The following is a 25,324-nucleotide window of genomic DNA, read 5'->3' on the forward strand; positions in this document are numbered from 1 at the left end:
AGTTTACCGCGTTTTGTGTTGCTATCTATGGTTACAATGTTTGAGACATCAATGCCTTCAAACCAAGCAACACAAAAGCGGCACCGATATGAACAGCGAAGCGAAACAACTATTTTCTTATCTATGTCAGCGATACGATGCGCTTTCTCAAGAGCTTGAGTCTCGCCCTTTTCCTGAATTTTCTGAGACTATTACTCATCCTCTTGGGCACTGTTTAGTCCGTTGCCCAGCAGGTAGCCAACGCTTTTCTATTGTAGCAGTCAACTTTGCACCCTCCGTTCGCGGGCAAGGCGTGCTTACTGCATTTATCGACTACATCAAAAGCAATCCTTACCACTACCAAGGTGTTGAGGTTGCAATCATTGAAAACAAGAACTTAGCTAAACGGCTTTTGTCTCTTGGCTGGAAGTACAAGTCCCTGTTTGGCAAGATTTTCTTCGCTAGCAAGCCGACCCTAGTAAAGGACTTTCAGTCTGCGTAATAGTTATTACGAAACCGCATCGACATCCAAAGTAAAACCATCACTCAAAATCCGTAAGCATGTTGAAAAAAACTTGGCGATCTTCTGCAGTACTTCCTCGATGAGCAGTGTATTCAACGTGCGCGTCTGCGCTGGCTTTTGGGGATAGATTGATGCCCCATAACGCATTAATTTGGTTTGGTACGATGGAATAACGCATATCAACAATTCGCATTTCATTATTCGGATCCGTCGCTACAAAACCGTTTGAAAACCAACGGAAACGTTCGATGTCTCTTGCTTGTTGCGATTGCGGGTTTAGCCACGGAAATTGCTCTTTTATATTTAACTTTGGAGTTGATTCGCCAGGGTAAATTTTTATTGAACGCCCCACCCTTACGGCATCTACATAGTAGCTCTCTTCCGTTTCATAAATTAGTTTCCAAACCAAAAGATTGCTGAAACTTGGTTTGGCTTTTAATTGTATAGCGTTGTGTTGTCGCTCTTTGACGATTTCCCAACCAGCTACTTCTGCTCTATCTCGCTGGATCATTCCAAGACTTAGGTAAGCCAGGCACCATAAAAATGCAATGCGGGCATAGTTTGGGCTTCGATTCAGTGCAACAAACAAAAGCAATATTAAAATAGGGAGTGTGAACGCGGGGTCGATTACCGAAATAGTGTTCCAAGCATAACGCGTGTTACTTATCGGCCATAGAAGCTGTGTTCCATAACTGGTGCATGCGTCTAATAACGCATGGGTACTATAACCAAGCGCACAGTAAAACCAACTCTGCCGGAAGCTTAGTCCTCGCTTTTTTGCGAACAATGGATATAACAACAAAGCACAAATGAAACTACCAAACGGGATAAACAAGAGCGAGTGAGTAAATTGGCGATGGTATTCCAAATACAGCAAAGGATCAGTTGAAGAACGGATGAGCACATCTAAATCCGGCGCCATCCCAGAGACCACGCCCAACACGCCAACAACTGCAAGGTTTCGCTTGTTGCTCACGGCCAGTGGCAAAGCTGCACCCAATAAACCTTGCGTTAACGGATCCATCGTTCACTTCCTTTAGATAGATGAAGCTCAGCTGGAAAGCGTACATGCTCAATAGTCGGTTCCAATTTAAAAACCAGAAGGTTCTTCGACATAAGTTATCCGCATTTTAGTGGAAAACAATACACGACTTAGTCATGCATTTGCTTGTTTAGCAACAAATACCTTGATTTAGTGTAAGAAGGAATCACGCCGTTCGCTAGTGAACGAACAAATCTGAGTCTAGGCTTGTTTGGTATTTCAAACCCGAAGGTTTATCTGACGCGAAAAAACAAGGCGAACCAAATGGCTCGCCTTGTTTCTAATTTACTGAACGATAAACGACAGGTGTTTAGTCTTGAGGATTCTCTTTCGCGTTGATTTCAGCGTAAGTGTGTAGCAGCTCCGTCAATGTTTTTACCCACGCAAAAACATCCGAAGGTACATTTTCGATTAGTTTTTCCACTAGAGCACAGTGTGTTTCTAGCGTGATGGCCTCTTCCAAACGGAATGAGATCGCGTAGAAATGCCAAAGCACCAATCGCGTCATTCGCTCGCTATTTTGCTTTGCGTTGTCTGAGTCATCAAACGCTTGTTGAATTTCACTCAGTGCGATTGCTGTCATGCGTAGCATTGCATCAAGACGTGCAGACAACATGCGGTCTTCACTATCCACTTCTTCTTGTTCAAAAGTGAACAGCTCATTCATCACGTCTTCTGGCACCATTTTACTGATCATACGAGCACTAAACTCTTCCAGCTCATGGCGAGGCATAGTTACAAGACAATCGAAGGTGTAATCACGAAGCATAAAATCACTCTAGGTTAGAAATCAATTTCAGCCTCGCATTCTAAATATTGAAATTTCAATTGCCAGTGTTAATTTCTATCCATCTACGAAAAACTACAAAACACCGTTGATTGCAATACCAACACCAATCCGCTGCTGATTATGATCATAGTCGATCAAGCTCTTACCATAACCCGCTGAGTATTGTGCGTACCCCTGAACTTTGCCCCAAATCGGAAATGACACACCCAGTTCTGCAAAACCCTTATGTGTTTGAAAGTTCTGGCGACCTAAAAAGGTAAACTCGTAACCATTCCACTTGTAAGCACTCGATAGCTCAAAGTGTCCCATATAGTCTTCGATATCCGGGTTATCATCACCTTTGGGATCATTAGGCGATGTCTTTTCATCTTCAGGTATACGCCACCAAGGCTGGATAGAAACCGCAAAATTGTCTTTTGCAAAGGTTACGTTGGCATAGACACGGTTCCAACTGCGCGATAGCTCCTGTCTCTGACCGTTAGACTCATGTTCAATACCAAAACCTAACCAAGTCGAACCATCAAGTGGTTTCCAGTCAGTTGGGGTGTAGTAAAAAAGCTCTGGACGATAATTGGTTTCACGGAATGGACGAGATGCTGCACCCGTATATACCTGCCAAAATGATTTAAGAGTCATTCCAAAAAACAGACCATCGCCATCAAACAACAAGTCATCATAGTTCATTGGTACTTTAAAACTGATTTGGAACTCCGCCTCTTCCTTACGCAGTTCATCGCCGTATTTGGTGTCGGCATACGCGCGTTTATTTACACGATCACTGTATGTAAACGGAAGAATATAGTTAACGCGATGCGCGACCAGACTAAACGGTTCGAACGCGTTTTCTCGTTCTGATTCCAAACGCTTGTCGACCAAACTTTCCTGAAGTTCTTCAGGCTCTTCAATTTCTGGATCAGCGGGCACTGTGCTGGTTACTGTGTCAAGCTCACACTGCGCGCGAATGCTCTTTATGGTTTCTTCACCTTTGCTTTGCTTTATTTTGTCTAGCAAACATAAATCATAAGCACTGGCTGTTTCTCCCATCGCAACTGGCGCTGCCAATAAACTCAGTATTGATATCCCTGCCACTTTTGAAGCCATCTGAAACCCTTAATATTCTTTATGTCAAACCAGATAATTTTAGTTTTTCTTGGTAAACCGCTTGCCATTCTGACGTTAAGGCAATGTTAAATGTCCGCCGACTTTACGTCTTGGATAAATGCAACAGACTTTAGACATATCGGTCAACTATGATCAAAGCGCAAAAAACAACCAAGAGTTGAGCATCATAGATAAAAACCACTCGTTTGCATGATGCTCATGTTCTCTATGCAAAATACTGGCTCGTAACTTTGATTGCAAACCCGGCTATGAATAAACCCAAACCAAAACCCAAATGCGCCAATGTGCTAAGAAAACGGGCTTTCCAAGGTGTTGGGGTTTTACTCGCAGCAAAACCAAATCCTAGACAAGGTTGAATGACCAAAAATGGGAAGATCAACGTTACCACGCCTGTAATTAAGCTGGGCATTAGACTGGGCTCTACCAACCAATGATGACCAAAAACAGTAACGTGAGCCAAAGCGAAAGTAACGCCGATGGCATAATGCAAAAACCAGCCAAGTGACTTTTCTCCCGGCATCGCCTCTGACGCCATAATTGGCGCATGCATAAACTTTCCTTGGGGCATGTACAAAACCCAGCGCGCAACCAACGCATAGTTTAATGAAGGAATACCAAACACTCTCCTTTGTAACCATGCCCATAAATCCATTATCAAAGTGGCACCAATCCCTATTAGCACCGCTTGCAATCCCATTAAAAGCAGCATTTTTCTCTCCTCAAGTTTTTGATTTGTTAAGGTCTTAGTTGCATGCTACAACTTAAAGCCAACTTGAAGTCAATGGGGAATAATATGGATATTGCAGAAGTGGTTAGAAAATCAGGATTGCCGACTTCAACGCTCAGGTATTACGAACAGCTGGGGTTAATTCGCTCGATAGGAAGGAATGGATTGAGACGCCAATATTCACCAGAGGTACTCAATACACTCAATTTAATTAGTTTGGGGCGTATCGCTGGAATATCGCTTAACGAAATGGCAGAAATGTTGAATCAATCAGAAGTTTCAAAGCCATATATCGATCGTGACTTACTAACGAAAAAGGCACTTGAGATTGATGAGCAAATAAAACGTTTGAAAGCGGTGCGAGACAGCCTAAACCATGTTGCCACCTGCCCTCATGAGTCACATATGGACTGTTCTTCATTTCAAAGGCTTATGAAGGTCGTAAAGCGTTATGTCCCCCAAAAACAGAGATAAACCGCTCTCACTACCTTCCTATTCTTGATTTAAAAGGAAGTAACTCGACATGGAGGGTTACTTCCTCTCATATTACTTAGCTTTCGCTTTTACGTACTTCTTCACTTTTTTCATCGCCATTTTTTGCTTCAGCGGTGAAAGGTAATCAATGAACAAGTTACCAGATAGGTGATCAATTTCGTGCTGCATCACAATCGCCAAGAACTCATCGCTCTCGATTGTAATCGGGTTGCCATCACGGTCTAGTGCAGAAACAACAACTGACGTGTAACGCTCTACATCTGCGTAGTACTCAGGAACAGAGAGACATCCCTCTTGACCAAGTGCTTTGTTTTCTCCGCTCACCACTTCTGGGTTAACCAAGATTAAAGGGTCATTGCGTTCGTCAGAGATATCGATGACAACAACCGCCTCTTTTCTGCCTACTTGGGTTGAAGCTAAACCGATACCATTGCCCGTTGCGTAAAGTGTTTCTAGCATATCGTCTATCAGCGTTTGTAGTGTCGATACATCAGTGACTTTTTCTGCTTTTACTTTAAGCCTTGGGTCTGGAATGGAGAGAATTTCGAGGACTGCCATACTTACCTTTCATATCTATAAATCGTAATTCGTGGCGAATTATACACACGTTTCTCGATACATAAACCTGCTAAGCTATCTTGCGCACAAGGCATAAACCATTAACTCAAACTACAACACAATCAATGGGTTTGCCTTTTAGACAAAAAATCCTACAAACAGGAAACTAAAACGCCAGCACATTATGGCTGGCGTCTTGTCATGATCCTAATTGAATCGTTTGTTGTATTTTATCTACTGACTTTCCTTGGCTTTGAGTAATACTCTAATCGCCATTTTCTCACCACTTTTTAAAATTAAGTAGGCGATGCCAATCGTTATTAGCATTATGATAGCAATAAAAATACTTACCCCACCGAGCTCAGATAATAAATAAAACGGAGAAATATCTAACGACATTAAGATAAGAGAGAACACTACCAAACTTGCTAAAGTCCACAGTAAAACAGCATACCATCTTGTTTTTGATGGCATTACATCTCCAGTCTTGTAGCCGAAGTAATAACCAACACTCATGGCTGGGATTAACGTGCTAAGAAAGCCTGTACCACTCATTTCTATCCCAACAATATATTCAATGGCCAACAGCAATGCAGCCCAACAAACGGACGCCAGACACAACAGAGACGTAACAAGAAGTACCGATGGTGGCTGGTTTATTTCTGATTCTGAATAGTTATTTTTTAATTCCACTTTCATTTCTTTCCATTTATTTGAATAAAATAAGCGTTTTAGATCATGCTTCCGCTTGGACAACCTAGAGAAACAACACCACAAGAAATACAACTTGTAGCTTTTTAAATAGTTTTATTTTCATTTAACCTAGATTCCAACTAACTGTTATTTTTAAAATTAAACCCTCTCTCTCAAATGGTATATTCAATGAATTTACTCATAAGGGCCCAGTGCAACCATGTTAATACGTTCTATGTATCAGAAACAATTCATTTATTTCCAATGACACTAGTGAGATCATGCGACGTGATTGGAATCTCACTTAAGTTTTCATGGACCTATCACGCTGAAAATTGAAGTCTCTACCTGTCATAGAATAAAAAGCCGTCAAAACCAGTGGTTCTGACGGCTTTTTATTTTCTATTACACACTCGATTATTGTTGCAGCTTCGCTGTGGCTTCTACTGCTTTGTAGAAGTCCAGCACTCTCTGTTTGAGGTTCGATTAAAACCCTATAAAACATTAAGCCGCAATATTAATTGAGCTGTTCTATATAGCGATTCAGCTCTACCGCATATGTTTTTTGATCAATCGCAGTGTCACCTATTTCTTCATCTAGAAATCCAAGTAGCATTTGTGCACCACCTTCACCATTATTTAACGCTTGCGTCAAGTAATAGGCTGAAAGCACCTTATTTTCAGGTAAACCACAGCCATCATCATACAAACATGATCCTAAATAAAATTGTGCACTCGCCAACCCATCATCAGCAGCCTCTGAGATTAAAGAAAAGCCCCGCTTAACATCCATGACTTTTGGCTCTTTCAGAAGGATTATCCCTAAAAGCTCTTTACTATGAACATCATCCACTTCGATAGCTTTGATCAATAAAGACTTTGCTCCTTGCACATCACCTTGTTCATAAAATTTATTTGCTTCGCTGTACAACTGCTCTGGAGCTTCTCGGTTCTTAGTTAGGAGGCTTTCTGTCGTTTTAGTTGCCTCAAACTTTGACGTAGTATCGTTACATGCCGTAACAAGGAGCACTACTAATAAAACGTTAACAATTCTCATGTTATTCCCATGTGCATTTGATAAACAAGACTGCTGTCGAGTATGAATCGTCATACTGACCGCTTACAATTTGAAACTTTGTATTGATCGGAGCTTTAGCACTAGCTTCACACATATTGGCAATTTGACCACGAACATAAGCACTCGAATCAAAGTTATACTTGTCTTCTTGAGGAATTATACTTGCTAATGAAACTCTAGATAGTTGAGGAGCTTTCCCATATTCCCTTTCGACTTTCAAATACTTCACATTAACAATCAAAATGCAGCCAGATGATTCTAGATTTGCATTGTGTACTCGATTAGCTAGTACTCTAACGTTTTGTCGGATAATATCAAAGAGAAGCATAGCTCTGCCTTTCTGTAATACCATCCCTAAGGCCATGGCCCTTCCACTATTTGCTTTCATTGCAGTAGAAGCTAGAGTTGACGACTGTATTGGAGCTAGAGACGAAAATTTACGTGAAGGAATAACAGCTTTGTTTTTCCAGTGCATTCGATCGGTTAACATACCAGACTTAACCGCCATGTTGCGATCTATCTGTTCCTTAAGCTTTTGTAACCTTTTCTCACCTGTAATATCATTTGGAAGCTTACGTAATGGTCCCGCAAGAGAAGTATCTTTTATGGTATTAACGGGAATTTTCTCATTATCTAATTTGCTTCTTAGTTCGACACAAGAGCTAAATAGTTTGTCAGCTGGATACATGCAATTAATGTAGTTGATTGATAACGGCGTATCTCTCTCGTGCGTTAGTATAGAAATGTACATAATGATTCTCTCAAAACCATTATTATGAACAGGATTGCATAAAGTTCCAAGCTCTAAGTTGTCCTAGTTGTGAGATATACCCTAATCAATGAAAGTTAATTTATAGTTAGATATTTGTTAGAAACACTCAGCGGTCATTACAAATAAACATTCGTTAACTATATGTGTTGTCACCATTACATGTAAGATTATTAAAAATAAAGGCTAACCAGTTGGTTAGCCTTTATTGATATTACTGCTACAATTTTGCTTTGGCTTTTACGCGGACTTTAATTAACACATCACCATCGACCAACCTAAGGTCGAATATTGGTGAATGTCGCGGTGGTGACTCCATCACTTTGTGACGACAACGATTTTACGTCTGCGCTAAAGTAATATGGATTAAGTGGCATTTTATTCTCTGCTGGTCGCGCGTAGTAAAGCTTGGCAGGCTGTTTTGCCATTTGTTGCGCGTACAAATACCCGACCAACGCATGTTCAAACTGGTGGTAACCATTTCCCCAATGGAACGCTTTGGTTGATTTAGGGCTTAGACCGACGCCTCCATATTGATGATCCACCCATGCATCCATAAAAGTGGGTAACGTGTATTGAAGCGTTTCTTTCATCGAACCATCAACAAGGGAAACTGTCATTGCCGCTTGATCGAGCTCTGCCCATTCCCAAGACGAGCTATAGTGCTTGTATGGTCTTGATTGCCAAGCAGGAATGCTCTCTTGCGTCCATTTACTCTGCCATTCTGGTGAGAAAAGCGCTTTGACTTGCTCAAAGTTTTGCTGGTATTGCGCTTGTTTAAGCGTGTGTTTCATTCCTTTGAAACCAAACTCTGTCCAATTGGAATTCTCCAACAACTGACCAGTGAGATACGTCATCCAATACGCTTTGATGGTGTGTCCAAAATCATTGTGTTTCGCATCTGGCATCATTACCGCTTTGTGGTGTATCGCGCCATAAAAACGCTGCTCTTTGACGGAATGGTAGTTATCTAGCATCACTTGCATCAGCCATTGCAGATCTTGCTTCCACTTGGCTTGCGCTGGTTCTGGTAAAAGTGGCGCCGTTAACAACAGGTAGCCATTAATTTGGTCAAGTTGAGCGACTAACTCTTGCTGCTTCTCACTTTCCCCATCACCATCTTTCAAAACCCACGCCAGACCGCGATCATCGCTTCGTCGGTATTGTTTAAATATAAACGCTTGCTGGTCGATAAGTGCTTGTTCAACCTTTGGATCTTGCGTTAAGTAGTAGTACATCGCCAACCCCACCAAGGCGTAAGCTTGGTCTTGAGAAGTTCGTTGTTGCCACTCCATCCCCGGTTTTCCACTACGCGTAAAGCTCACGAAGCCGCCGTTTTTCTCATCTTGTAGATGATCAATCAGGTAATAAGCCCCTTTCTTTGCCAGCTCTAATGCTTGCTTGTCACCCGTAAGATGAAAAAGTACGCCATAAGCGTAAGTTTGGCGCGATTTCATGCGGGTGTATTCGCGATCGAAGTGCGGGCTAATCCACCCTTTGTTTAATTCTCCACACGGCTTTTGTGGATCGAGAATGACACCGTTATCACAACGAAAAGTCGGAAAATTCCCCTCAGGTTGTCCATGCGCGCTTTCCATCATCCAATATGGGGCTAGGCCATTCGTCACATGGTTTAACCAATCATCCCCCGAAGGCAGGCCTACATCAGCAAAGCTGCTCATGCTCGTCGTTGCGAGCAATAAGGTAAGATATTTAAAAGACATAACACTCAATTAAGTTATTGAATTTTATCCAGTATAAATAACTCCCTTTACGCATATTGTTGTCGTGCTCACAATAGCCTTACTCATTTGTTTGCATCAATCATCTTTCAGCCTTGTTCGATGACTGAGCCGAGAATAAACGCTACTCTGTCTTCGACTGACATTTTGGGCACTTCGATCAATTGATAACCAAATTTGTGATAAGCGTTGACCATCTGTTGATACGTAGCCACCGCTTCAGAAAAATCTTGCTTTCGCTCTTCGTCATTGCTGAATATCGATGCCCAAGGTGGAAAAATGAACACTTGAGAATGATAACGAAGCGTCTGGCAATGCGTGATGAGCTCATGCGAGATTGGCAGTTGTTCCAACTTACTGTAGCCATATACGTCCACAATACTGCGATCAAAAAACACATTCCCTTGGTGGACATTGAAAGCTCGGTAATTGCTCACTTCTGCCTTCATAATTTCGTCTCGAAAAGCTTGTTTGTCATTCCAAGGTAATGCTGAACCGTGATTGGCAACCTGCGTTTGTATCACGTGACGACCGGTTTCTGGCGCGCAGATAAAGCCTTGTGTTTTTAGCTGTTCGATTACCGAAGTTTTCCCTGCACCGGGACCACCAGTGAATACGATGAGTTTATTCAAAATTGTTTCCTTATTTTTTGTTTGAGTGAAGTAATGCGTGTACAGCCAAGAAAATGGGCATCATCTGGCGTTTGAAATTGGCATTTGGCACGCCAGCGTTAAGCGAGATCGGTAGTGGGAAATTTGGGGAATAGAACTGGGCAGTAAAGAGATATACAAAGTAAGAACCGAAACGACGTGTTCATCGGTTATGGAAAACGGAGGAATGCTGAGTGAAGCAAGCTCGCCCAAAATACTGGGTTGGGAAATGGTGCGATTGGTTCTGCTAGTTAACGCGTCAATTGGATATCTATATCAAGAAAATGGCACCTAAGCCTAAGAACGCAAAGAAACCAACGACATCGGTAACGGTCGTCAATACTACCGAGCCAGCCACGGCGGGGTCAATGTTAAACTTTTTCAACGTGAATGGTATCAACGTACCCGATGCCGCGGCCGCCAAACTATTGAGGAAAATGGCACAGCAAATAATAAGCGCCAATGGCAAAGAGTCAAACACCATGTAAACGACACCCGCGATCACCAATCCCATAATTAAACCATTAATGGTGGCGATTTTTAATTCCTTATTCACCAATAGCTTCAAGTTACTTTGGTGCAAGTGGTTTAGTGCGATACCCCGAATGGCCACCGCTAAGGTTTGGCTACCTGCGATGCCGCCCATACTCGCCACAACGGGCATTAAGATAGCAAGCGCTACAACTTGCTCGACCACATTATCAAAAATACCAATGATGGCAGAGGCAACAAAAGCGGTCAGCAAGTTAATCACCAACCAAAGTGCTCTTAGCCTTGTCGCCACAGTTAATGGTGTGAACAAATCTTCTTCACTTCGTACGTTTTCTGCCACTACAGCTTGTAGGCTGAGTTCACGCAAGGTAATCGCGATGGTCGCCATCGACAAAACGCCCATAATTTTGCCACCAGCCATGATAGGAAACCAATGCGCTCCACCATCAATCGAGACCTGTTTACTGACGCTTTGAATCGTTTGGATATCTTCCAGAATTGGCGTGACTACGGTCAAGTCTGTGAGTTTGGTATGGTTCTCATGCAGCAACAGGGTTTGCGGCTCTATCGTACCAATCACACCACTTGCATCACGCACAATAATCAACCGCACTGGACTTTGCCCACGTTTTAGCAGCTCGGTTTTGATGCCTCCTACGCTGTTTTTAGGGTTTGCGACCAGAAAGTGAGGCTCGGCATAACGTCCAACTTTGTTGTCTTCATACGACAATGCTTGTTGGATATGCGCGACAGACTCTTCACTTTGATCAATAAGGTATTCATCTACAAATTCGGTCGGTAGAAAGTCCGCAAAGATGATCAGTTCTGAATCCGTTATGTACGCCAAGCGTTCATGTTGTAAGTCTTTATTGAGTGATTGATGAATGTGCTTGGCGGTGTCGTATCGGAGCAAATTTAATACCGTCCAATACTTCTCAGGCGGCACTGCTTCTATGACACGCTTACGGTAAGCAATGTTGACCGATTCCAAAATGTTCGCAATCTGTGCTTCTTGATAGTCTTTCAAAAAGCTCAAGTCTTCGGTCGATTCTATCGCTTTAATGATCTCAGCAAGCAAATGTGGCACTTTGCGGTTAATTTGCAATTGGTTGGAATCTATCATTACTTTTACCTATAGCTTTCAGTACCACATTCGCCGCATTGACGATATGTGCTATCCGAAGGCATGAATTCTTGATGTTAAAATTCTAGGCGATAGTTGACTTAATTGCGGAATTTATATTTCGCTCGCAGAAACAAAACGCCTCTGCATCAGTTCATGGTATAGACTTGAATGTGTGTCAGGCTCATTCGCCTTGTTTGATAATGGAGTAATCAATGGCACCTGTATTTTTTCTGACTCAGCAGGCCGCCTTACCAAGTCGTAAGGTGCTTCGTAAAGTGATTCAATTTTCGACAGCGTTGGCTCAGCCTATTGTGGTTTTAGTGGAAGACCATCGCCGAAGTGAAGATCACGCATTCGCTCATTTTCTCAGTTTCAACTCTGACCATATAGAAAAAAGACAAGCTGAGTTTGAAGCTTGGACCTTAAAGTTCAACGCATTAATTGTCGAACTTTGTGAAGAAGAAGAGCTTGAAACGCCAACGCTCTCTTACGAGCATTTCAAAGGGAGTCATTGGGTTGAGCAAGTTGCGAAACGACTTGTTGACCACACTGACTTACTGCTCGTGGGACACTTTAACAAACACGAGATTCAAACGATGCTCACAGAACTAGCACAACAAGATTGCGACTTGTTGCTACTGAGTGAGCGTTCATGGCCTTCTCACGCCAACATGCTTTGTGCAATCGACCCACTTCATCGAGGGGATGAAAAGTCGATAGTAGATAAAGCCATCGTCTCGCGAGGCTCAAAATTAGAACAAACCTTAAGCGGGAAAATGACGCTCGTTTACTGCCGATACGTCGCGCCATACCTCTCTCGCTATCGTGCAGAGATATTAAGCAACCAAAAAGCAGGCATTACAGATTTTATTAGTGCGCAAAGGTTAACTCGAGTACCACTACTGCTGCCAGAAGGAAACCCTGAAACGGCGTTACCAAAAGCAGTTAAGCAATCACAAGCAGCGATTTTGATTATGGGGGCATGTAAACGAAGCATGTCATCTCAATTTTGGTCTGGCAGCACTGTAGACACGTTACTTGATCAACCACCTTGTGACCTACTGTTGGTCAACAGCTCCAAGGGCTGACTAGGTATTCCCTATTAACCTATCCTTTCAATACCAAGCGCAGTTATTGGCTCTTTACATCTTCTAACTGCGCGGCTTCATGTTCCGCGTTCAAGGCTTGTTTCTGCTGCTGTTTTATCTCATCCCAACTGCGTCCCGATTCAATCGCAGATACACGCTGCTCGTATTTAGTGCAGGCTCTTTCGAGTACTTTCTCAGGATCTATACCCTTTTCTCTTTCCAGCGCTTTTAATACGTTAAGGTAGTTCCACAACACATCGCCTAACTCGTCTTCCAAATGACAAAGGCGATCCTCGCGAATCTCTTCGCGGACTTCATCAACTTCTTTGCCAATGGCCTCCAGATAAGTCTCTACGCCTTTAAACCAAGTATTGGTTTGGTCATATTGAGATTTTCTCGTCGCAATTGCATACAGCTCATCAAATTTCTTCATTGCCTCTCCGTAGAACACGTTTTTATTTATGCCTTTTTAGGACGAATAAACTTCCCTTTAGCCGTCACTCTAACTTCGCTTTCGACCCGCAATTGAGCCACCAGTTGATATATACCGCGTCGTTCACCTTCACAGTGTGCAGTAATCGTGACTCGATCATCTAACTGAATAGGTGCATGGTAGCGCACATCCAACTGCGCCGTAAGGGCTTGAATGTCTCTAGATAACAAACAATGCGTCATTGCACCATCGAGAAGCGAACTGGCAATACCACCATGCAACAGGTCTGTGTAACCTTGATGACGCGGTAAAACGTGAAACTCTCCGACAACAGAGCCATCGGCTAGGTATTGATAGTTCACGGCCAAAGAGTTCGGATTCACATTAATTGAAGAACAAACCGCACATTGATGATGAGACTCGTGAGTGTAATGACAGTAGCTGTTTGTGGACATGATAGTTACTCGGTTTCTCAAAAGAGTAATTAGCATATGCCAACAATTAAAAAGAAACGGCGAGTAATCTTTGTTTGCATGTTGCAGGGCCAGCAACCTCGCTTTTCATAACACTAAATAATCATTTTGATAATTAACGATAATTTCCAGTTTATTTAGAGTGGCGATATGGTTTGCATAGTGATTACGCAACGTTATGAAAAGGCGACTTATGAAGTTTCTCCACACGATGATCCGTGTTGCTGACCTAGACAAATCTATCGAATTTTATACAAAAGTTCTGGGAATGAGTGTTTTGGATCGTTTTGAAAACCAAGAATAGCGTTACTCACTGGTGTTTGTTGGTAACCCTGATCAACCAGATGGCGCGACCATCGAGCTAACTTATAACTGGGATACCGACAGTTACGACTTGGGTAACGCATTCGGACACATGGCACTGGGGTCTGAAGATATTTACGCCGCTTGCGAAAAAATTAAAGCGCTTGGTGGCAACGTTACTCGCGAGCCAGGTCCAATGAAAGGCGGAGAAACTCACATCGCGTTCATTAAAGATCCCGATGGTTACCAAATCGAACTCATCCAAACTCAAAAATAACGAGGTTTCCTATGACAGACGCATTATTTCAACCCATTCAACTTGGCTCTCTCTCATTAAAAAACCGTATCGTTATGCCTCCGATGACGCGCTCTCGTGCTTCTCAACCAGGTAATATCGCTAACGACATGATGGCGACCTACTATGCTCAACGTGCTGAAGCGGGCCTAATCGTTGCTGAAGGCACACAAATTTCGCCAATGGGTCAAGGCTATGCATGGACACCAGGCATTTACAGCCCAGAGCAAATTGCTGGCTGGAAAAAGGTAACCAATGCGGTGCACGAGAATGGCGGCACTATCTTCGCGCAATTGTGGCACGTTGGTCGCGTGACTCACCCTGATAACATTGGCGGTGAGCAGCCTATTTCTTCTTCTGCGCTAAAAGCAGAAAACGTGAAAGTATTTGTCGATAACGGCACAGACGAACCGGGTTTTGTCGACGTGGTTGAGCCACGTGAAATGACCAAACAAGACATCAAGAACGTTATTGAAGAGTACCGCCAAGCCGCCCTAAACGCGATAGAAGCCGGATTCGATGGTATCGAGCTTCATGCAGCGAATGGCTACTTGGTTAACCAGTTTATCGATTCTGAAGCGAATAACCGCACCGATGAATACGGCGGCTCAATTGAAAACCGTCTGCGTTTTCTTGGTGAAGTGGTAGAGGCGATGACGCAAGCTATTGGCGCTGAGCGTGTTGGTGTTCGTCTTGCACCATTCACTTCGTTAAATGGCACCGTTGATAGTACGCCAGTCGAAACCTACACCGCCGCTGCAGCGCTGCTTGATAAACTCAATGTGGTTTACATTCACATTGCTGAAGTGGATTGGGACGACGCGCCAGACACTCCGCACGACTTTAAAACCGCAGTTCGTGAGGCGTATAAAGGCACACTGATCTATGCCGGTCGTTACAACGCAGAAAAGGCGCAACACGCGATTGAAAGTGGTTTAGCCGACATGATTGGCTTTGGCCGTCCGTTTGTTGCAAACCCAGACTTACCAAGCCGCATCAAGCATGGCTATCCGCTGGCAGAACATGACCCTGCCACATTGTTCGGCGGCGGTGAAAAAGGCTTGGTGGACTACCCTGCGTATCACGCGGGTTAATTCATCTACGTAAAGCTGATTCGTAACTCGCGACAAACCAATAGCGAAACCAAAAGAACCTTGCTCTTCCCCCTGTGACACCAAGATGCAGGGTTCTTTTTAGGCAAGCCACCAGAATTAACGTCTTTGACAAGATGTACAACCTCGACACGCAGAGCGCGTCGTTTTACTGAGCAAACTGCGTTGTACTTTACAGTAAGCATTCTTTAAAGCACGACGACCTGAAAACCAATCATCCGGTTTAGTGAGGATTAGGTAGCCGTTAAACCTCTTAACCAACTCGGTTCGATTGTTTTCGATAAATCGGCTATCAAACTCGATGTCGAAGTAATTCAAAGCCTCTTCGATACAAGTAAAGCTGGCAATTTTTTCCTGAATCGTATTCTCTGTCATCGTTTCTTTAGCGTAATCATTTTCAATGAAGTCTAAGTGCCTCGCGCTTTACGTTCTTTGATTTAGCACTTCTTAAGATCATTCTTTATGGGGTTTCCATATTGAAATTCAATTTGGGAATTCGTTAACCCACCTAGCATTTTCATTTTGATGATCATTTTAAGGCACTGATTTAAATAAACATTATTTCTGGTTCATATTTTGCTCTACTTCATTAAACGGAATGTTGGAGCAACACGATATGACTTACAGAGCAGAAGTAGACGGATTAAGGGCGATTGCTGTCACGTTGGTGATTTTGTTTCATGCAGGAGTTGAGCAATTCGCTGGTGGCTTTATTGGCGTCGACGTGTTCTTTGTGATCAGCGGCTATTTGATCACTGCCATCGTGATTAACGACTTAGAAAACCAGAAGTTCAGCCTTGGTGATTTTTATGAGCGACGCATTCGTCGCATACTCCCCCTCTTACTGGTGGTGATCGCCGTCAGCTATTTGATGTCTTGGTGGCTATTTTTGCCGCAAGCACACAAAGACGTTGGTCAGTTTGCAGTGTCTTCTATTCTTTCTTCATCCAACATTCTTCTGTATCTAAAAGGCCACAATTACTTCGGTTTAGAAGATCAAGCCAATCCGCTGTTTCACACTTGGAGCTTGGGCGTTGAAGAACAATACTACATTGTCATTCCTTTACTACTCATGCTACTCGCTCGTGGTAAAAACGCGTTTTACCTGACTTTTTTCATCGCGGTATTTGCGCTGAGTTTGATGACTATTGTCTACGCGAGCAACGATCCTGATTTCGCTTTTTACATGATCTTCTCTCGCGCTTGGGAGCTGGCAACCGGTTCATTACTCGCATTAGTGATGAGAAAAGTCCAAGTTCAATCTAACGATACTCTAGCAACCATTGGCATCGTTTTGATATTGGCTTCCGCGCTTTTGTTTGAAAAATCGCAAGATGGCGCGGGCATTACGCTGCTGGTGCCAGTCATCGGTAGCGCGTTGGTGATTTTGTTTGCCTCTAAAGACAATGTCTGCGGTAGATTACTGAGCCTAAAGTGGGTCGTGTTCGTCGGCTTAATCAGCTACAGCTTATACTTGTGGCACATTCCATTATTTGTCTTTTACCGCTACGTGTTGGACACAACACAAGACATCAATATCCCACTTTACGTTGTCACTCTTTTTGTACTTTCTTACTTCACTTGGCGCTTTATTGAAAAGCCGTTCCGTAGCCGAAAAGCCATGAGCATGCGCACTGTGTCCGCGGTTATTGTGTTGTTGACGTTGCCCTTGCTAACGCTCGGCGTTATCGGTCATCAGAACGGTGGTTTTCCAGAAAGAAGCGCATTTTTCGAGGCCATGCGCGTTAACAACGGTTATGGTTTAGATTGCAACGGCAACACCAACGTTAACGATGTGTGTTCGTCTGCGCCGCAGCCCGCCATCGCTGTGTTAGGCAATAGTCACAGCATGGTTTACGTGAAGCGTCTATCCGAAGTAACACCAACTGGCGTGGTGCAACTTACTCAAGATTCCTGTGCGGTCGGTTATGTCGACATCCTAGAAGCTGCTGGCTCAATTTCTTGCCGACAGTTCTTCAATGAGGCTGTCGATACCATTCTAAGTACCCCTTCCATTCGTCGCGTTGTTATCTCTTCTAATTTCAATAAAGAGCTTTCACAAGCCGATTATGAAGCATCATTAACCAAATTATTGAATGAACTGAAAGGAAAGGAAGTGGTCGTTTTCGGTCCAACCCCTTCTGCACCGTTTGCGGTAGGAGAATGCCTTTGGAAAGCGCGTTTGTTTGGCGAGACAGAAGAGTCTGCCTGCGACTTTTCTCCCAAACAACATCACCCTCAAAACGTGGCGAAGTTAGTGAACTACTTTGAGCAATTTGAGCACGTTGAGTTTGTCGACTTGACCGATGCCATTTGCAGAAATGGCGTATGTCGAATGAGAGTTGGAGCAAACAATGCGATGTATACGGATGACAGCCATTTATCTTACAAAGGTGCTGAGTTGGTGCTTGGGCATTACCACAACAGTACAAATGAAGCGCAACAGTTCACTTACGACCGAATAACCAAGGGAATAAACTTTTATGCTTCAGCGCTTATCTCAGGTAAGCGCTGAATGCTTTAAAGCAAGACAAAGCTAGGCGTCTATTTGAAAATGCGCGGATCAAACGCGAAATCGAGCTTTTCGGCTTTCTTGATGATCTCTTTCATTTTGGGATGATTTGGATTCACCACGTAGTTTTTATCACGAGGTGAAATCGTTGAAGGCACTTGCAGCGCGGCAAACTCTGGATGAGGATCATTGAGAAACTGATCACCAATGTACTGCGTAGACTCGCTCGCCGGTATTGCCCGCCACGTCACAGGGAGATCTTCTTCATCTAAGGTGGCGATGAGGTATTCTGGCATTTCAATACGATATAAATCGTAAAGTTTGGTGATAGCAGGATCGTTGTTTACGTGAACAAATACTTCCAACGAGCAAAGGGATTCCGATTCAGAGAAGTAGAGGGCTTCGGTTCCTTTTGAGTTCCATCGCCCTCCAAACAACTTTGCGCCAACGGGGCTGAATGGCGTGTCAGCAAATTTCTTTTGTGTGAGACGATAGAGCTTCATATTACGAGAATACCCCGTGCTCTAAACGGCCGATCAAATCTTTTACGATTTCAAAATCCACCGTGGTCGAGACCATATCAAGTGGACGTTTTCCACCTAAGCCGTACACATTCTCTCTCATCCATTTTAACGCGCGCTCTTCGTCGTCAAACAGTTCTGTCGCGAGTTTCAATAACATCGCTAATCGATAGATTGCATCACTTTCTTGCGTATTGAAGCGCTCATCGTTTTTTAGACGACGCTTGATCGTGCTAACAGGTATCAATGTGACGTTTTGAAACTCACTCTGAGAAAGCTTCACACGCTCAACAATATTGCGATACACCTTTGGCTCAAAGCCTTTGTGAACCGCATCAGTGCGACCTGTTTCAGCGTCTTCAATACCCAACATAAACCAGAAATTGGCTTTATGAGGTTGTTTCGGTTTGAAGCTTTTTAATGCTGCAGTTGCCATATCAAGCTCCTATGGTTCATATGGTCCAGTTATTATGGTTCAAATGAGCTTAACTTTCAATCAAAGTAACAATCAAAGTAAAAAGATAGGTAAAGAAAAAGGCGAGCTTTTCGCCCGCCTCTCTTACTTATTCATCAACCCATTTACCGACGGGCATCGTTTCACTTATTGCAAGTCAAAACGATCCGCGTTCATGACTTTCGTCCATGCGGCGATGAAGTCATGGATGAATTTTTCCTGATTATCATCTTGCGCATACACTTCCGCATACGAACGCAGGATCGAGTTTGAACCAAAGACAAGATCCACTCGAGTAGCCGTCCACTTCACAGCATCGGTTTTACGATCACGGATTTCATATTGATTAGCACTCACTGGTTTCCACGTATATGCCATGTCAGTAAGGTTCACGAAGAAATCATTCGACAAAGTGCCTACTCGGTCAGTAAATACGCCCTCTTTTCCACCGCCGTAGTTACTGCCTAGAACGCGCATACCACCGATAAGTACCGTCATTTCTGGCGCCGTTAGCCCCATAAGCTGAGCACGATCTAATAAAAGCTCTTCTGGCTTAACCGCGTAGTCTTTCTTCAACCAATTTCGGAAACCGTCAGCAACAGGCTCAAGTACTTCGAACGATTCCACATCCGTCATCTCTTGGGTGGCATCACCTCGGCCTGGCGCGAATGGTACGGAAACATCATGACCTGCGGCACGCGCAGCCAGTTCAATACCTACGTTACCAGCAAGCACGATAGCATCTGCAACACTACAGCCCTCTTCTGCTGCTATTTTTTCTAACACCGCAAGAACACGTCTTAGACGTTCAGGTTCGTTCCCTTGCCAATCTTTTTGCGGAGCCAAGCGAATTCTCGCGCCATTTGCACCGCCTCGGCGGTCAGAGCCACGGTAAGTACGCGCACTATCCCACGCCGTACTTACTAACTCACTAATGGATAGGCCACTTGCTTCAATTTTTGTTTTCACTAAATCGACATCGTAGTCTGTCTTACCTGCGGGCGTTGGGTCTTGCCAAATAAGATCTTCGCTTGGCACATCAGGGCCGAAATAACATGATTTTGGTCCTAGATCGCGGTGTGTCAACTTAAACCAGGCACGAGCAAAAACGTCATCAAAGTACGCAGGGTCATTTTGGAACTTTTCTGCAATCTTACGATATTCAGGGTCCATTTTGAGCGCCATATCGGCGTCGGTCATGATTGGATTGTAGCGCTTAGAACCGTCTTCAACATCGACAGGCTTGTCTTCTTCTTCAATGTCGATTGGCTCCCATTGCCATGCACCTGCTGGGCTCTTTTTCAGTTCCCAGTCATACTTAAATAGTAGGTGGAAGTATCCGTAGTCCCATTGTGTAGGGTGTGTTGTCCAAGCACCTTCAATGCCACTCGTTACCGCGTCACGGCCAATGCCACGTGTTTTGTGGTTAATCCAGCCAAGACCTTGCTCATGAACGTCTGCTGCTTCGGGCTCTGGGCCAAGGTTTGCGGCATCACCATTACCATGACACTTACCCACCGTGTGACCACCAGCTGTGAGCGCGACGGTTTCTTCATCGTTCATTGCCATTCGCGCAAAGGTCACTCGCATGTCATGTGCTGTTTTGAGAGGATCTGGGTTACCGTCTACCCCTTCAGGGTTCACATAGATAAGACCCATCATTACCGCAGCAAGCGGGTTTTCTAAATCTCGCTCACCAGAGTAGCGGCTGTTATCAGCGTCACTTGTGGCTAACCATTCTTGCTCAGACCCCCAGTAAGTGTCTTTTTCTGGGTGCCAAATGTCCTCTCGTCCAAACGCAAAGCCAAAGGTCTTAAAGCCCATGGATTCGTACGCCATGTTACCGGCAAGGACAATCAGGTCTGCCCAACTTAGTTTGTTGCCATATTTTTTCTTGATTGGCCATAAAAGGCGTCGAGCCTTATCGAGGTTGGCGTTGTCTGGCCAAGAGTTGAGAGGAGCAAAGCGTTGGTTGCCTGTAGCAGCACCGCCACGGCCATCCGCAATACGATAACTACCCGCTGCATGCCATGCCATTCGGATCATTAAACCACCGTAGTGTCCCCAGTCGGCAGGCCACCAGTCTTGGCTATCAGTCATTAAATCTTTTAAATCTTTTTTAAGTGCTTCGACATCTAGCTTTTCCAGTTCTTCTTTGTAATTAAAGTCCTGACCAAATGGGTTGGTTTTGGAGTCGTGTTGATGCAGGATGTCTAAGTTCAAGGCATTCGGCCACCAATCCATCACCGACTTATCTGTAGATGTTTGCCCACCATGCATAACTGGACATTTACCTACCGAACCGCCGTTTGCTTTGCTCATATAATGCTCCTTCGTGTCGTGGTTGTGGTAACCACTCTTTGTTATTCAATAAATCGAATATCCACCTCAAACAGCGTAGTTCATACACTGTTTTTTTAGTTAACGCCAAGTCAAAATTTCAAACATTTCAGCGAATAAATAATTGTTATCAAACATGTACCTATATGCAGAAAATATGGATAGAGATCAGTTTAAGTCCATACCTGAATACTTAATCCCAGACAGCCTCGCCATGTTGTGATCCCAGGTCGCTAAATCATGATGACTAAATTCATTCAGAGCGTGATGACCACACGCCCTCGCCATGACTTTCATGAGCTCAACAGAAGATTCGAAGAAATTTTTCAGTTGCTGGGATGACTTTTCAACGTCGAGACGCTGCCTCAAATCGGCATTTTGTGTCGCAATGCCTGCCGGGCAATTATTGGTGTTGCAGATGCGAGCCGCGACACAACCGATCGATTGCATCGCACTGTTTGCTATCGCTACTCCGTCTGCTCCAAGTGCCAACGCTTTGACAAAATCCGTAGGAACTCTCAACCCACCGGTGATGATTAATGTGACACGGTCACTTACGCCTTTTTCATCTAAGTATTTACGTGCACGAGCTAAAGCAGGGATGGTGGGTACACTAATATGATCACGGAACATAGTTGGCGCCGCACCCGTGCCACCACCGCGACCATCTAAGATGATATAATCAGCTCCAGCATCAAGCGCAAACTGAATGTCTTGCTCAATATGGTTGGCACTGAGTTTAAATCCAATTGGAATACCGCCTGTGATGCCACGAACTCTGTCAGCAAACTTTCTGAAATCGTGAGTAGTGTGAAGATCTTTGAACGTTGGTGGTGATATCGCTGGTTGTCCCTCGGGGATGCCTCTCACCTGAGAGATCTTACCTACATTTTTATTTGCAGGCAGATGACCACCCGTGCCCGTTTTTGCTCCTTGCCCGCCTTTGAAGTGAAACGCCTGAACATTAAGAAGCTTAGATTCGTCGTAGCCAAATTGAGCACTAGCAAGCTCATAGAAATACCGTGAATTAACGGCCTGCTCTTCCGGTAACATGCCACCCTCACCAGAGCAAATCCCAGTCCCCGCCAACTCTGCACCTTTTGCTAGTGCAATTTTCGCCTCTTCAGAAAGTGCGCCAAAACTCATGTCCGACACCAACAAAGGAATAGCGAGTCTGAGCGGCTTACGCGCGTTTGGCCCCACAATCAATTCGGTAGACACAGGAACGTCTTCCAACAACGGTTGTGTCGCCATTTGCGCCACCATGATTTGTATAGCATCCCAATGTGGTAGCAAATGCCTAGGAACCCCCATTGCAGCCATCGGACCATGATGACCGAGTTTAGAGAGTCCTTCTCTCGCTAATTGGTGGATAAACTCGAGGGTTGGTTCTTCTCGTGAAGCAGACGCTGTTGGTTTGTCTCTTTTCTCTCGCTTTTGTTCCGGTCCCTCTTTACCGACTTGCTCTGCGGTAAACCGCTTGTGTGTACCATCACAAAAAGGAGCATTGGCGGTATGCTTACATTGGCAGAGATAGGCATCTTCGTCTTTTTCCGCACTAAAGCTCATTGGCTTTAAGCCGGTCCCCGAATGAGACCCATCGCAGTAAGGTTGATTTTTAGAACGCCCACATCGGCAGAAGTAATATTCTTGCCCAGCTTTCAACTCTACTTTGATCGGCTTGTTATCAGCGATGATTGGCTTGCTCATGTTGCCCCCTATTTATTATTGTTAACCATGCTTTCTCGCTGGCTTGCAATAAGCGTAGAACAGGAGCGTAAAGAGCGTCAGTGTCGCCGAGTAAAATGCGCGATTGTCGCCCGACTAACCTATACTTTTTATGGGTCTCATACACGTGGAGGCTATATGACTATTGCAACCCGATTAGATGAATATTTGACTGAGCATAACATTCACTTTCAAACCGTGAATCACAGCCACAGTCATAGCTCGCTACAAAGTGGTGTTGCAGCAGGTGTGCCTTTAATGAATATCGCAAAAGGTGTGATTCTAGAGGATCATGAAGGGCGTCATATGATGGCGGTCTTACCTGCCAACAACAAAATCAGTTTGTCGAGATTAAACGACGAATTTAATGCCACCTTCCACTTGGTGAAAGAGCGTATGGTTTACCGACTCTTCACCGATTGTGAACACGGCGCTATTCCACCGATTGGTAGTCCTTACCACATGTCGACAGTTTGCGATGAAAGACTAGCAAACTTGGAACATGTCTACCTTGAAGCTGGCGATCATGAAACTCTGATTAAGCTGGACAGAAAGGCGTTTAAAGAACTGATGAACGACTGTAGATATCTAAGATTCAGCAGTGAAGTTCTGCATTAAACTTGCCAAGATCTCTCGACATTTCCTGAACAAGGCTCTTTCAACAAGAGCCTTTCTTTGTTTTGTTGGTAGCACGCGATAGAAGTTTCTCGGACTTTGGTGTTCAGCGTTTCAGAGCACATAGAAACAAAAAACCGCCTATTCGGGCGGTTTTTTTATCAATCAAATCATAATTATTATCGAACAAAGATCTTTTGGATCGCTTTTATCGCCATAGCCCTACGGCGCATTAATACGCTCGTTCTTGGCAACCATTTCGGTGTGTGAAGAATGGTTTTCGCATGGCTAAAAGTTCTGAATCCTTCCTCTCCGTGATAATACCCAATACCCGATTCACCAACGCCACCAAAAGGCGCATCTTCAGCGCCAACATGTAAAACCGTATCATTAACGCCGACGCCACCACTGTGGGTGTTGCGTACAATATGTTTGATGGTCGATTTGTCGTCCGACATAACATACAGCGCAAGTGGTCTTTGGTGCTGATTAATGTAGTCAATCGCTTCATCAACGGCATTGTAGGGCTTAACAGGTAGAAATGGCCCGAAGATCTCTTCTTGCATGATTCGCATATTCGGCGACACATCCGTGACCAAATGAGGATACAGAAGTCGTTCCTCTTGGGGCGACGCTTCAACAGTGTGAAGGTTAGCACCTTGCGCTTTTGCATCCTCAAGTAGCGCAGTCAAACGATCATATTGTCGTTGGTTGACAATATGGGTCAGCTTTTGATTCTTGTTGGATTTTAAATAGAGCTTTTCAAAACGTTTTAAGAATAGCGAAATGAACTCTTCGACACGTTCTTGCGGTACAAATGCGTAGTCAGGCGCGACACAAATCTGGCCTGCATTAATGCATTTACCAAACAAGATAGCATCAACGGCTTTCTTCATGTCTGCATCTTTTGCAATGATCACCGGGGACTTTCCACCCAACTCTAACGTCACCGGGGTAAGGTTTTCCGCTGCCGCTTTTGCCACTGCGCGACCAACACTCGTAGAACCCGTGAACAAAAGGTGATCGAATGGCAGTTGGCTGAATGCTTGTGCGACGTCTGCTTCACCCTCAAAAACTTCGACATACTCAGACAACCCACGGCAAATATCGACGATGACTTTATTGGTTTTTGGCGTAAATTCGCTGAGCTTCATCATCACGCGGTTGCCAGCAGCCAATGCTGTCACTAAAGGCGCAAGGCTCAAAATCACAGGAAAGTTCCACGGTGAAATGATCCCGACGACACCTAACGGTTGATACTGAACGGTGACTTTAGAAGGTGCGAGCAATAAGCCGGATTCGCGCTTGCTGGGTTTGCACCATTTTTTTAGTCGTTTGAGGGTATAATTAATATGCGAGACCGTTGGCAAAACGTCGGTCATAGCGGTATCAAATTCTGAGCGATAGCCAAAATCGTCACTTAACGCTTCAACCAGCGCTTGTTTGTTCTCAAGCAGCGATTTTTTTAACAAAACGAGGTGCTGTTTACGTTCATCCAAACTAGGATAAGGCTCGGCTGCATATGCCGCTTTTAAGCGTTCGAGGCTTTGCTGTAACAAGTTATCTACTTCAACCTCTGTGATTGCGTTCATGATGCTTCTCCTAGCCTAGTTTCTACCAATGACGCTCCAAGTTAACACGAGCGCAACAATGTTACTATTGTA

General features: G+C 44.2%; 25 protein-coding genes and 1 pseudogene. 7 read left to right on the top strand and 19 right to left on the bottom strand.

Features of this window, described 5'->3' with window-relative positions:
* Nucleotides 1-88: 88 nt before the first annotated feature.
* Nucleotides 89-481 carry a hypothetical protein gene (locus tag R7127_RS10315; RefSeq protein ID WP_005376463.1) on the top strand — a complete coding sequence of 131 codons (393 nt, stop codon included), beginning with the start codon at nt 89-91 and terminating at the stop codon, nt 479-481.
* A 40-nt stretch (nt 482-521) separates the two neighbouring features.
* On the opposite strand, the gene R7127_RS10320 is transcribed toward R7127_RS10315, so the two are convergent.
* The 4 genes from R7127_RS10320 to R7127_RS10335 all read right to left on the bottom strand — a co-directional run bounded on the left by R7127_RS10320 (nt 522) and on the right by R7127_RS10335 (nt 4,165).
* Entirely contained in the window at nt 522-1,526 is a 1,005-nt protein-coding gene (locus R7127_RS10320; protein WP_172563779.1) for a metal-dependent hydrolase, read from the bottom strand.
* Between the two features lie 328 nt (nt 1,527-1,854).
* Nucleotides 1,855-2,313 (bottom strand): exoribonuclease R, encoded by a 459-nt coding sequence (locus R7127_RS10325; RefSeq protein WP_172563778.1) that lies wholly within the window; start codon nt 2,311-2,313, stop codon nt 1,855-1,857.
* A 93-nt stretch (nt 2,314-2,406) separates the two neighbouring features.
* Nucleotides 2,407-3,435: a phospholipase A gene (locus R7127_RS10330; protein ID WP_005376466.1), complete on the bottom strand. Its 1,029-nt coding sequence runs from the start codon at nt 3,433-3,435 to the stop codon at nt 2,407-2,409.
* 226 nt (nt 3,436-3,661) lie between these two features.
* Nucleotides 3,662-4,165, bottom strand: coding sequence for a DUF2938 domain-containing protein (locus R7127_RS10335; RefSeq protein ID WP_033906514.1), 504 nt, complete (start codon nt 4,163-4,165; stop codon nt 3,662-3,664).
* A gap of 84 nt (nt 4,166-4,249) precedes the next feature.
* Here R7127_RS10335 and R7127_RS10340 point away from each other — a divergent pair, with 84 nt between their 5' ends.
* A complete protein-coding gene (locus R7127_RS10340; protein WP_021707542.1) occupies nt 4,250-4,657 on the top strand; it encodes a helix-turn-helix domain-containing protein in 408 nt (135 codons plus the stop codon).
* A gap of 72 nt (nt 4,658-4,729) precedes the next feature.
* Here the strand turns inward: R7127_RS10340 and def are convergent, their stop codons facing one another.
* The 7 genes from def to R7127_RS10375 form a co-directional block, all read right to left on the bottom strand.
* A complete protein-coding gene (gene def, locus R7127_RS10345) occupies nt 4,730-5,236 on the bottom strand; it encodes a peptide deformylase (RefSeq protein WP_033906512.1) in 507 nt (168 codons plus the stop codon).
* A gap of 234 nt (nt 5,237-5,470) precedes the next feature.
* On the bottom strand, nt 5,471-5,935 hold the full coding sequence (locus R7127_RS10350; protein ID WP_017635325.1) for an ABZJ_00895 family protein: 465 nt from the start codon (nt 5,933-5,935) through the stop codon (nt 5,471-5,473).
* Between the two features lie 511 nt (nt 5,936-6,446).
* Nucleotides 6,447-6,986 carry a tetratricopeptide repeat protein gene (locus R7127_RS10355; RefSeq protein WP_033906511.1) on the bottom strand — a complete coding sequence of 180 codons (540 nt, stop codon included), beginning with the start codon at nt 6,984-6,986 and terminating at the stop codon, nt 6,447-6,449.
* A 1-nt stretch (nt 6,987) separates the two neighbouring features.
* Nucleotides 6,988-7,758: a hypothetical protein gene (locus R7127_RS10360; RefSeq protein WP_064376936.1), complete on the bottom strand. Its 771-nt coding sequence runs from the start codon at nt 7,756-7,758 to the stop codon at nt 6,988-6,990.
* Nucleotides 7,759-8,054: 296 nt separating this feature from the next.
* The gene (locus tag R7127_RS10365) at nt 8,055-9,500 is read right to left on the bottom strand and encodes an AGE family epimerase/isomerase (protein WP_064376937.1); all 1,446 of its coding nucleotides are present in this window, start codon (nt 9,498-9,500) and stop codon (nt 8,055-8,057) included.
* A 107-nt stretch (nt 9,501-9,607) separates the two neighbouring features.
* The gene (locus R7127_RS10370; RefSeq protein ID WP_047101468.1) at nt 9,608-10,150 is read right to left on the bottom strand and encodes an AAA family ATPase; all 543 of its coding nucleotides are present in this window, start codon (nt 10,148-10,150) and stop codon (nt 9,608-9,610) included.
* 289 nt (nt 10,151-10,439) lie between these two features.
* Nucleotides 10,440-11,783, bottom strand: a complete 1,344-nt coding sequence (locus tag R7127_RS10375; protein ID WP_064376938.1) for a magnesium transporter — start codon at nt 11,781-11,783, stop codon at nt 10,440-10,442.
* A 215-nt stretch (nt 11,784-11,998) separates the two neighbouring features.
* Here R7127_RS10375 and R7127_RS10380 point away from each other — a divergent pair, with 215 nt between their 5' ends.
* Nucleotides 11,999-12,874, top strand: a complete 876-nt coding sequence (locus tag R7127_RS10380; protein WP_047101465.1) for a universal stress protein — start codon at nt 11,999-12,001, stop codon at nt 12,872-12,874.
* A gap of 43 nt (nt 12,875-12,917) precedes the next feature.
* On the opposite strand, the gene R7127_RS10385 is transcribed toward R7127_RS10380, so the two are convergent.
* Together R7127_RS10385 and R7127_RS10390 are read right to left on the bottom strand one after the other, a co-directional pair.
* Nucleotides 12,918-13,307 carry a MazG nucleotide pyrophosphohydrolase domain-containing protein gene (locus tag R7127_RS10385; protein WP_047101463.1) on the bottom strand — a complete coding sequence of 130 codons (390 nt, stop codon included), beginning with the start codon at nt 13,305-13,307 and terminating at the stop codon, nt 12,918-12,920.
* Nucleotides 13,308-13,333: 26 nt separating this feature from the next.
* A complete protein-coding gene (locus R7127_RS10390; RefSeq protein WP_031781242.1) occupies nt 13,334-13,762 on the bottom strand; it encodes a PaaI family thioesterase in 429 nt (142 codons plus the stop codon).
* Between the two features lie 211 nt (nt 13,763-13,973).
* On the opposite strand from R7127_RS10390, the pseudogene gloA reads away from it, so the two are divergent.
* Together gloA and R7127_RS10400 are read left to right on the top strand one after the other, a co-directional pair.
* Nucleotides 13,974-14,360: pseudogene (gloA, locus tag R7127_RS10395) on the top strand (lactoylglutathione lyase).
* Between the two features lie 11 nt (nt 14,361-14,371).
* Complete coding sequence (locus tag R7127_RS10400) at nt 14,372-15,472, top strand: alkene reductase (RefSeq protein WP_017820984.1); 1,101 nt, start codon at nt 14,372-14,374, stop codon at nt 15,470-15,472.
* A 117-nt stretch (nt 15,473-15,589) separates the two neighbouring features.
* Here the strand turns inward: R7127_RS10400 and R7127_RS10405 are convergent, their stop codons facing one another.
* Nucleotides 15,590-15,865 (bottom strand): nitrogenase-stabilizing/protective protein NifW, encoded by a 276-nt coding sequence (locus tag R7127_RS10405; RefSeq protein WP_053349151.1) that lies wholly within the window; start codon nt 15,863-15,865, stop codon nt 15,590-15,592.
* Nucleotides 15,866-16,106: 241 nt separating this feature from the next.
* Here R7127_RS10405 and R7127_RS10410 point away from each other — a divergent pair, with 241 nt between their 5' ends.
* Nucleotides 16,107-18,005: an acyltransferase family protein gene (locus tag R7127_RS10410; RefSeq protein ID WP_172563777.1), complete on the top strand. Its 1,899-nt coding sequence runs from the start codon at nt 16,107-16,109 to the stop codon at nt 18,003-18,005.
* A gap of 29 nt (nt 18,006-18,034) precedes the next feature.
* On the opposite strand, the gene R7127_RS10415 is transcribed toward R7127_RS10410, so the two are convergent.
* The 4 genes from R7127_RS10415 to R7127_RS10430 form a co-directional block, all read right to left on the bottom strand.
* Complete coding sequence (locus R7127_RS10415; protein WP_005376497.1) at nt 18,035-18,505, bottom strand: RES family NAD+ phosphorylase; 471 nt, start codon at nt 18,503-18,505, stop codon at nt 18,035-18,037.
* Between the two features lies 1 nt (nt 18,506).
* Nucleotides 18,507-18,959, bottom strand: a complete 453-nt coding sequence (locus R7127_RS10420; RefSeq protein WP_017820987.1) for an antitoxin Xre/MbcA/ParS toxin-binding domain-containing protein — start codon at nt 18,957-18,959, stop codon at nt 18,507-18,509.
* A gap of 165 nt (nt 18,960-19,124) precedes the next feature.
* The gene (gene katG, locus R7127_RS10425; RefSeq protein ID WP_172563776.1) at nt 19,125-21,299 is read right to left on the bottom strand and encodes a catalase/peroxidase HPI; all 2,175 of its coding nucleotides are present in this window, start codon (nt 21,297-21,299) and stop codon (nt 19,125-19,127) included.
* A 186-nt stretch (nt 21,300-21,485) separates the two neighbouring features.
* Nucleotides 21,486-23,027 carry a glutamate synthase-related protein gene (locus R7127_RS10430; protein ID WP_005376500.1) on the bottom strand — a complete coding sequence of 514 codons (1,542 nt, stop codon included), beginning with the start codon at nt 23,025-23,027 and terminating at the stop codon, nt 21,486-21,488.
* 156 nt (nt 23,028-23,183) lie between these two features.
* Here R7127_RS10430 and R7127_RS10435 point away from each other — a divergent pair, with 156 nt between their 5' ends.
* The gene (locus tag R7127_RS10435) at nt 23,184-23,663 is read left to right on the top strand and encodes an aminoacyl-tRNA deacylase (protein ID WP_005376501.1); all 480 of its coding nucleotides are present in this window, start codon (nt 23,184-23,186) and stop codon (nt 23,661-23,663) included.
* 176 nt (nt 23,664-23,839) lie between these two features.
* Here the strand turns inward: R7127_RS10435 and R7127_RS10440 are convergent, their stop codons facing one another.
* Entirely contained in the window at nt 23,840-25,252 is a 1,413-nt protein-coding gene (locus tag R7127_RS10440) for a coniferyl aldehyde dehydrogenase (protein WP_005376502.1), read from the bottom strand.
* Between the last annotated feature and the right edge of the window lie 72 nt (nt 25,253-25,324).

The sequence above is a fragment of the Vibrio sp. 1159 genome (assembly GCF_033340395.1).
GTDB lineage: Bacteria > Pseudomonadota > Gammaproteobacteria > Enterobacterales > Vibrionaceae > Vibrio > Vibrio alginolyticus.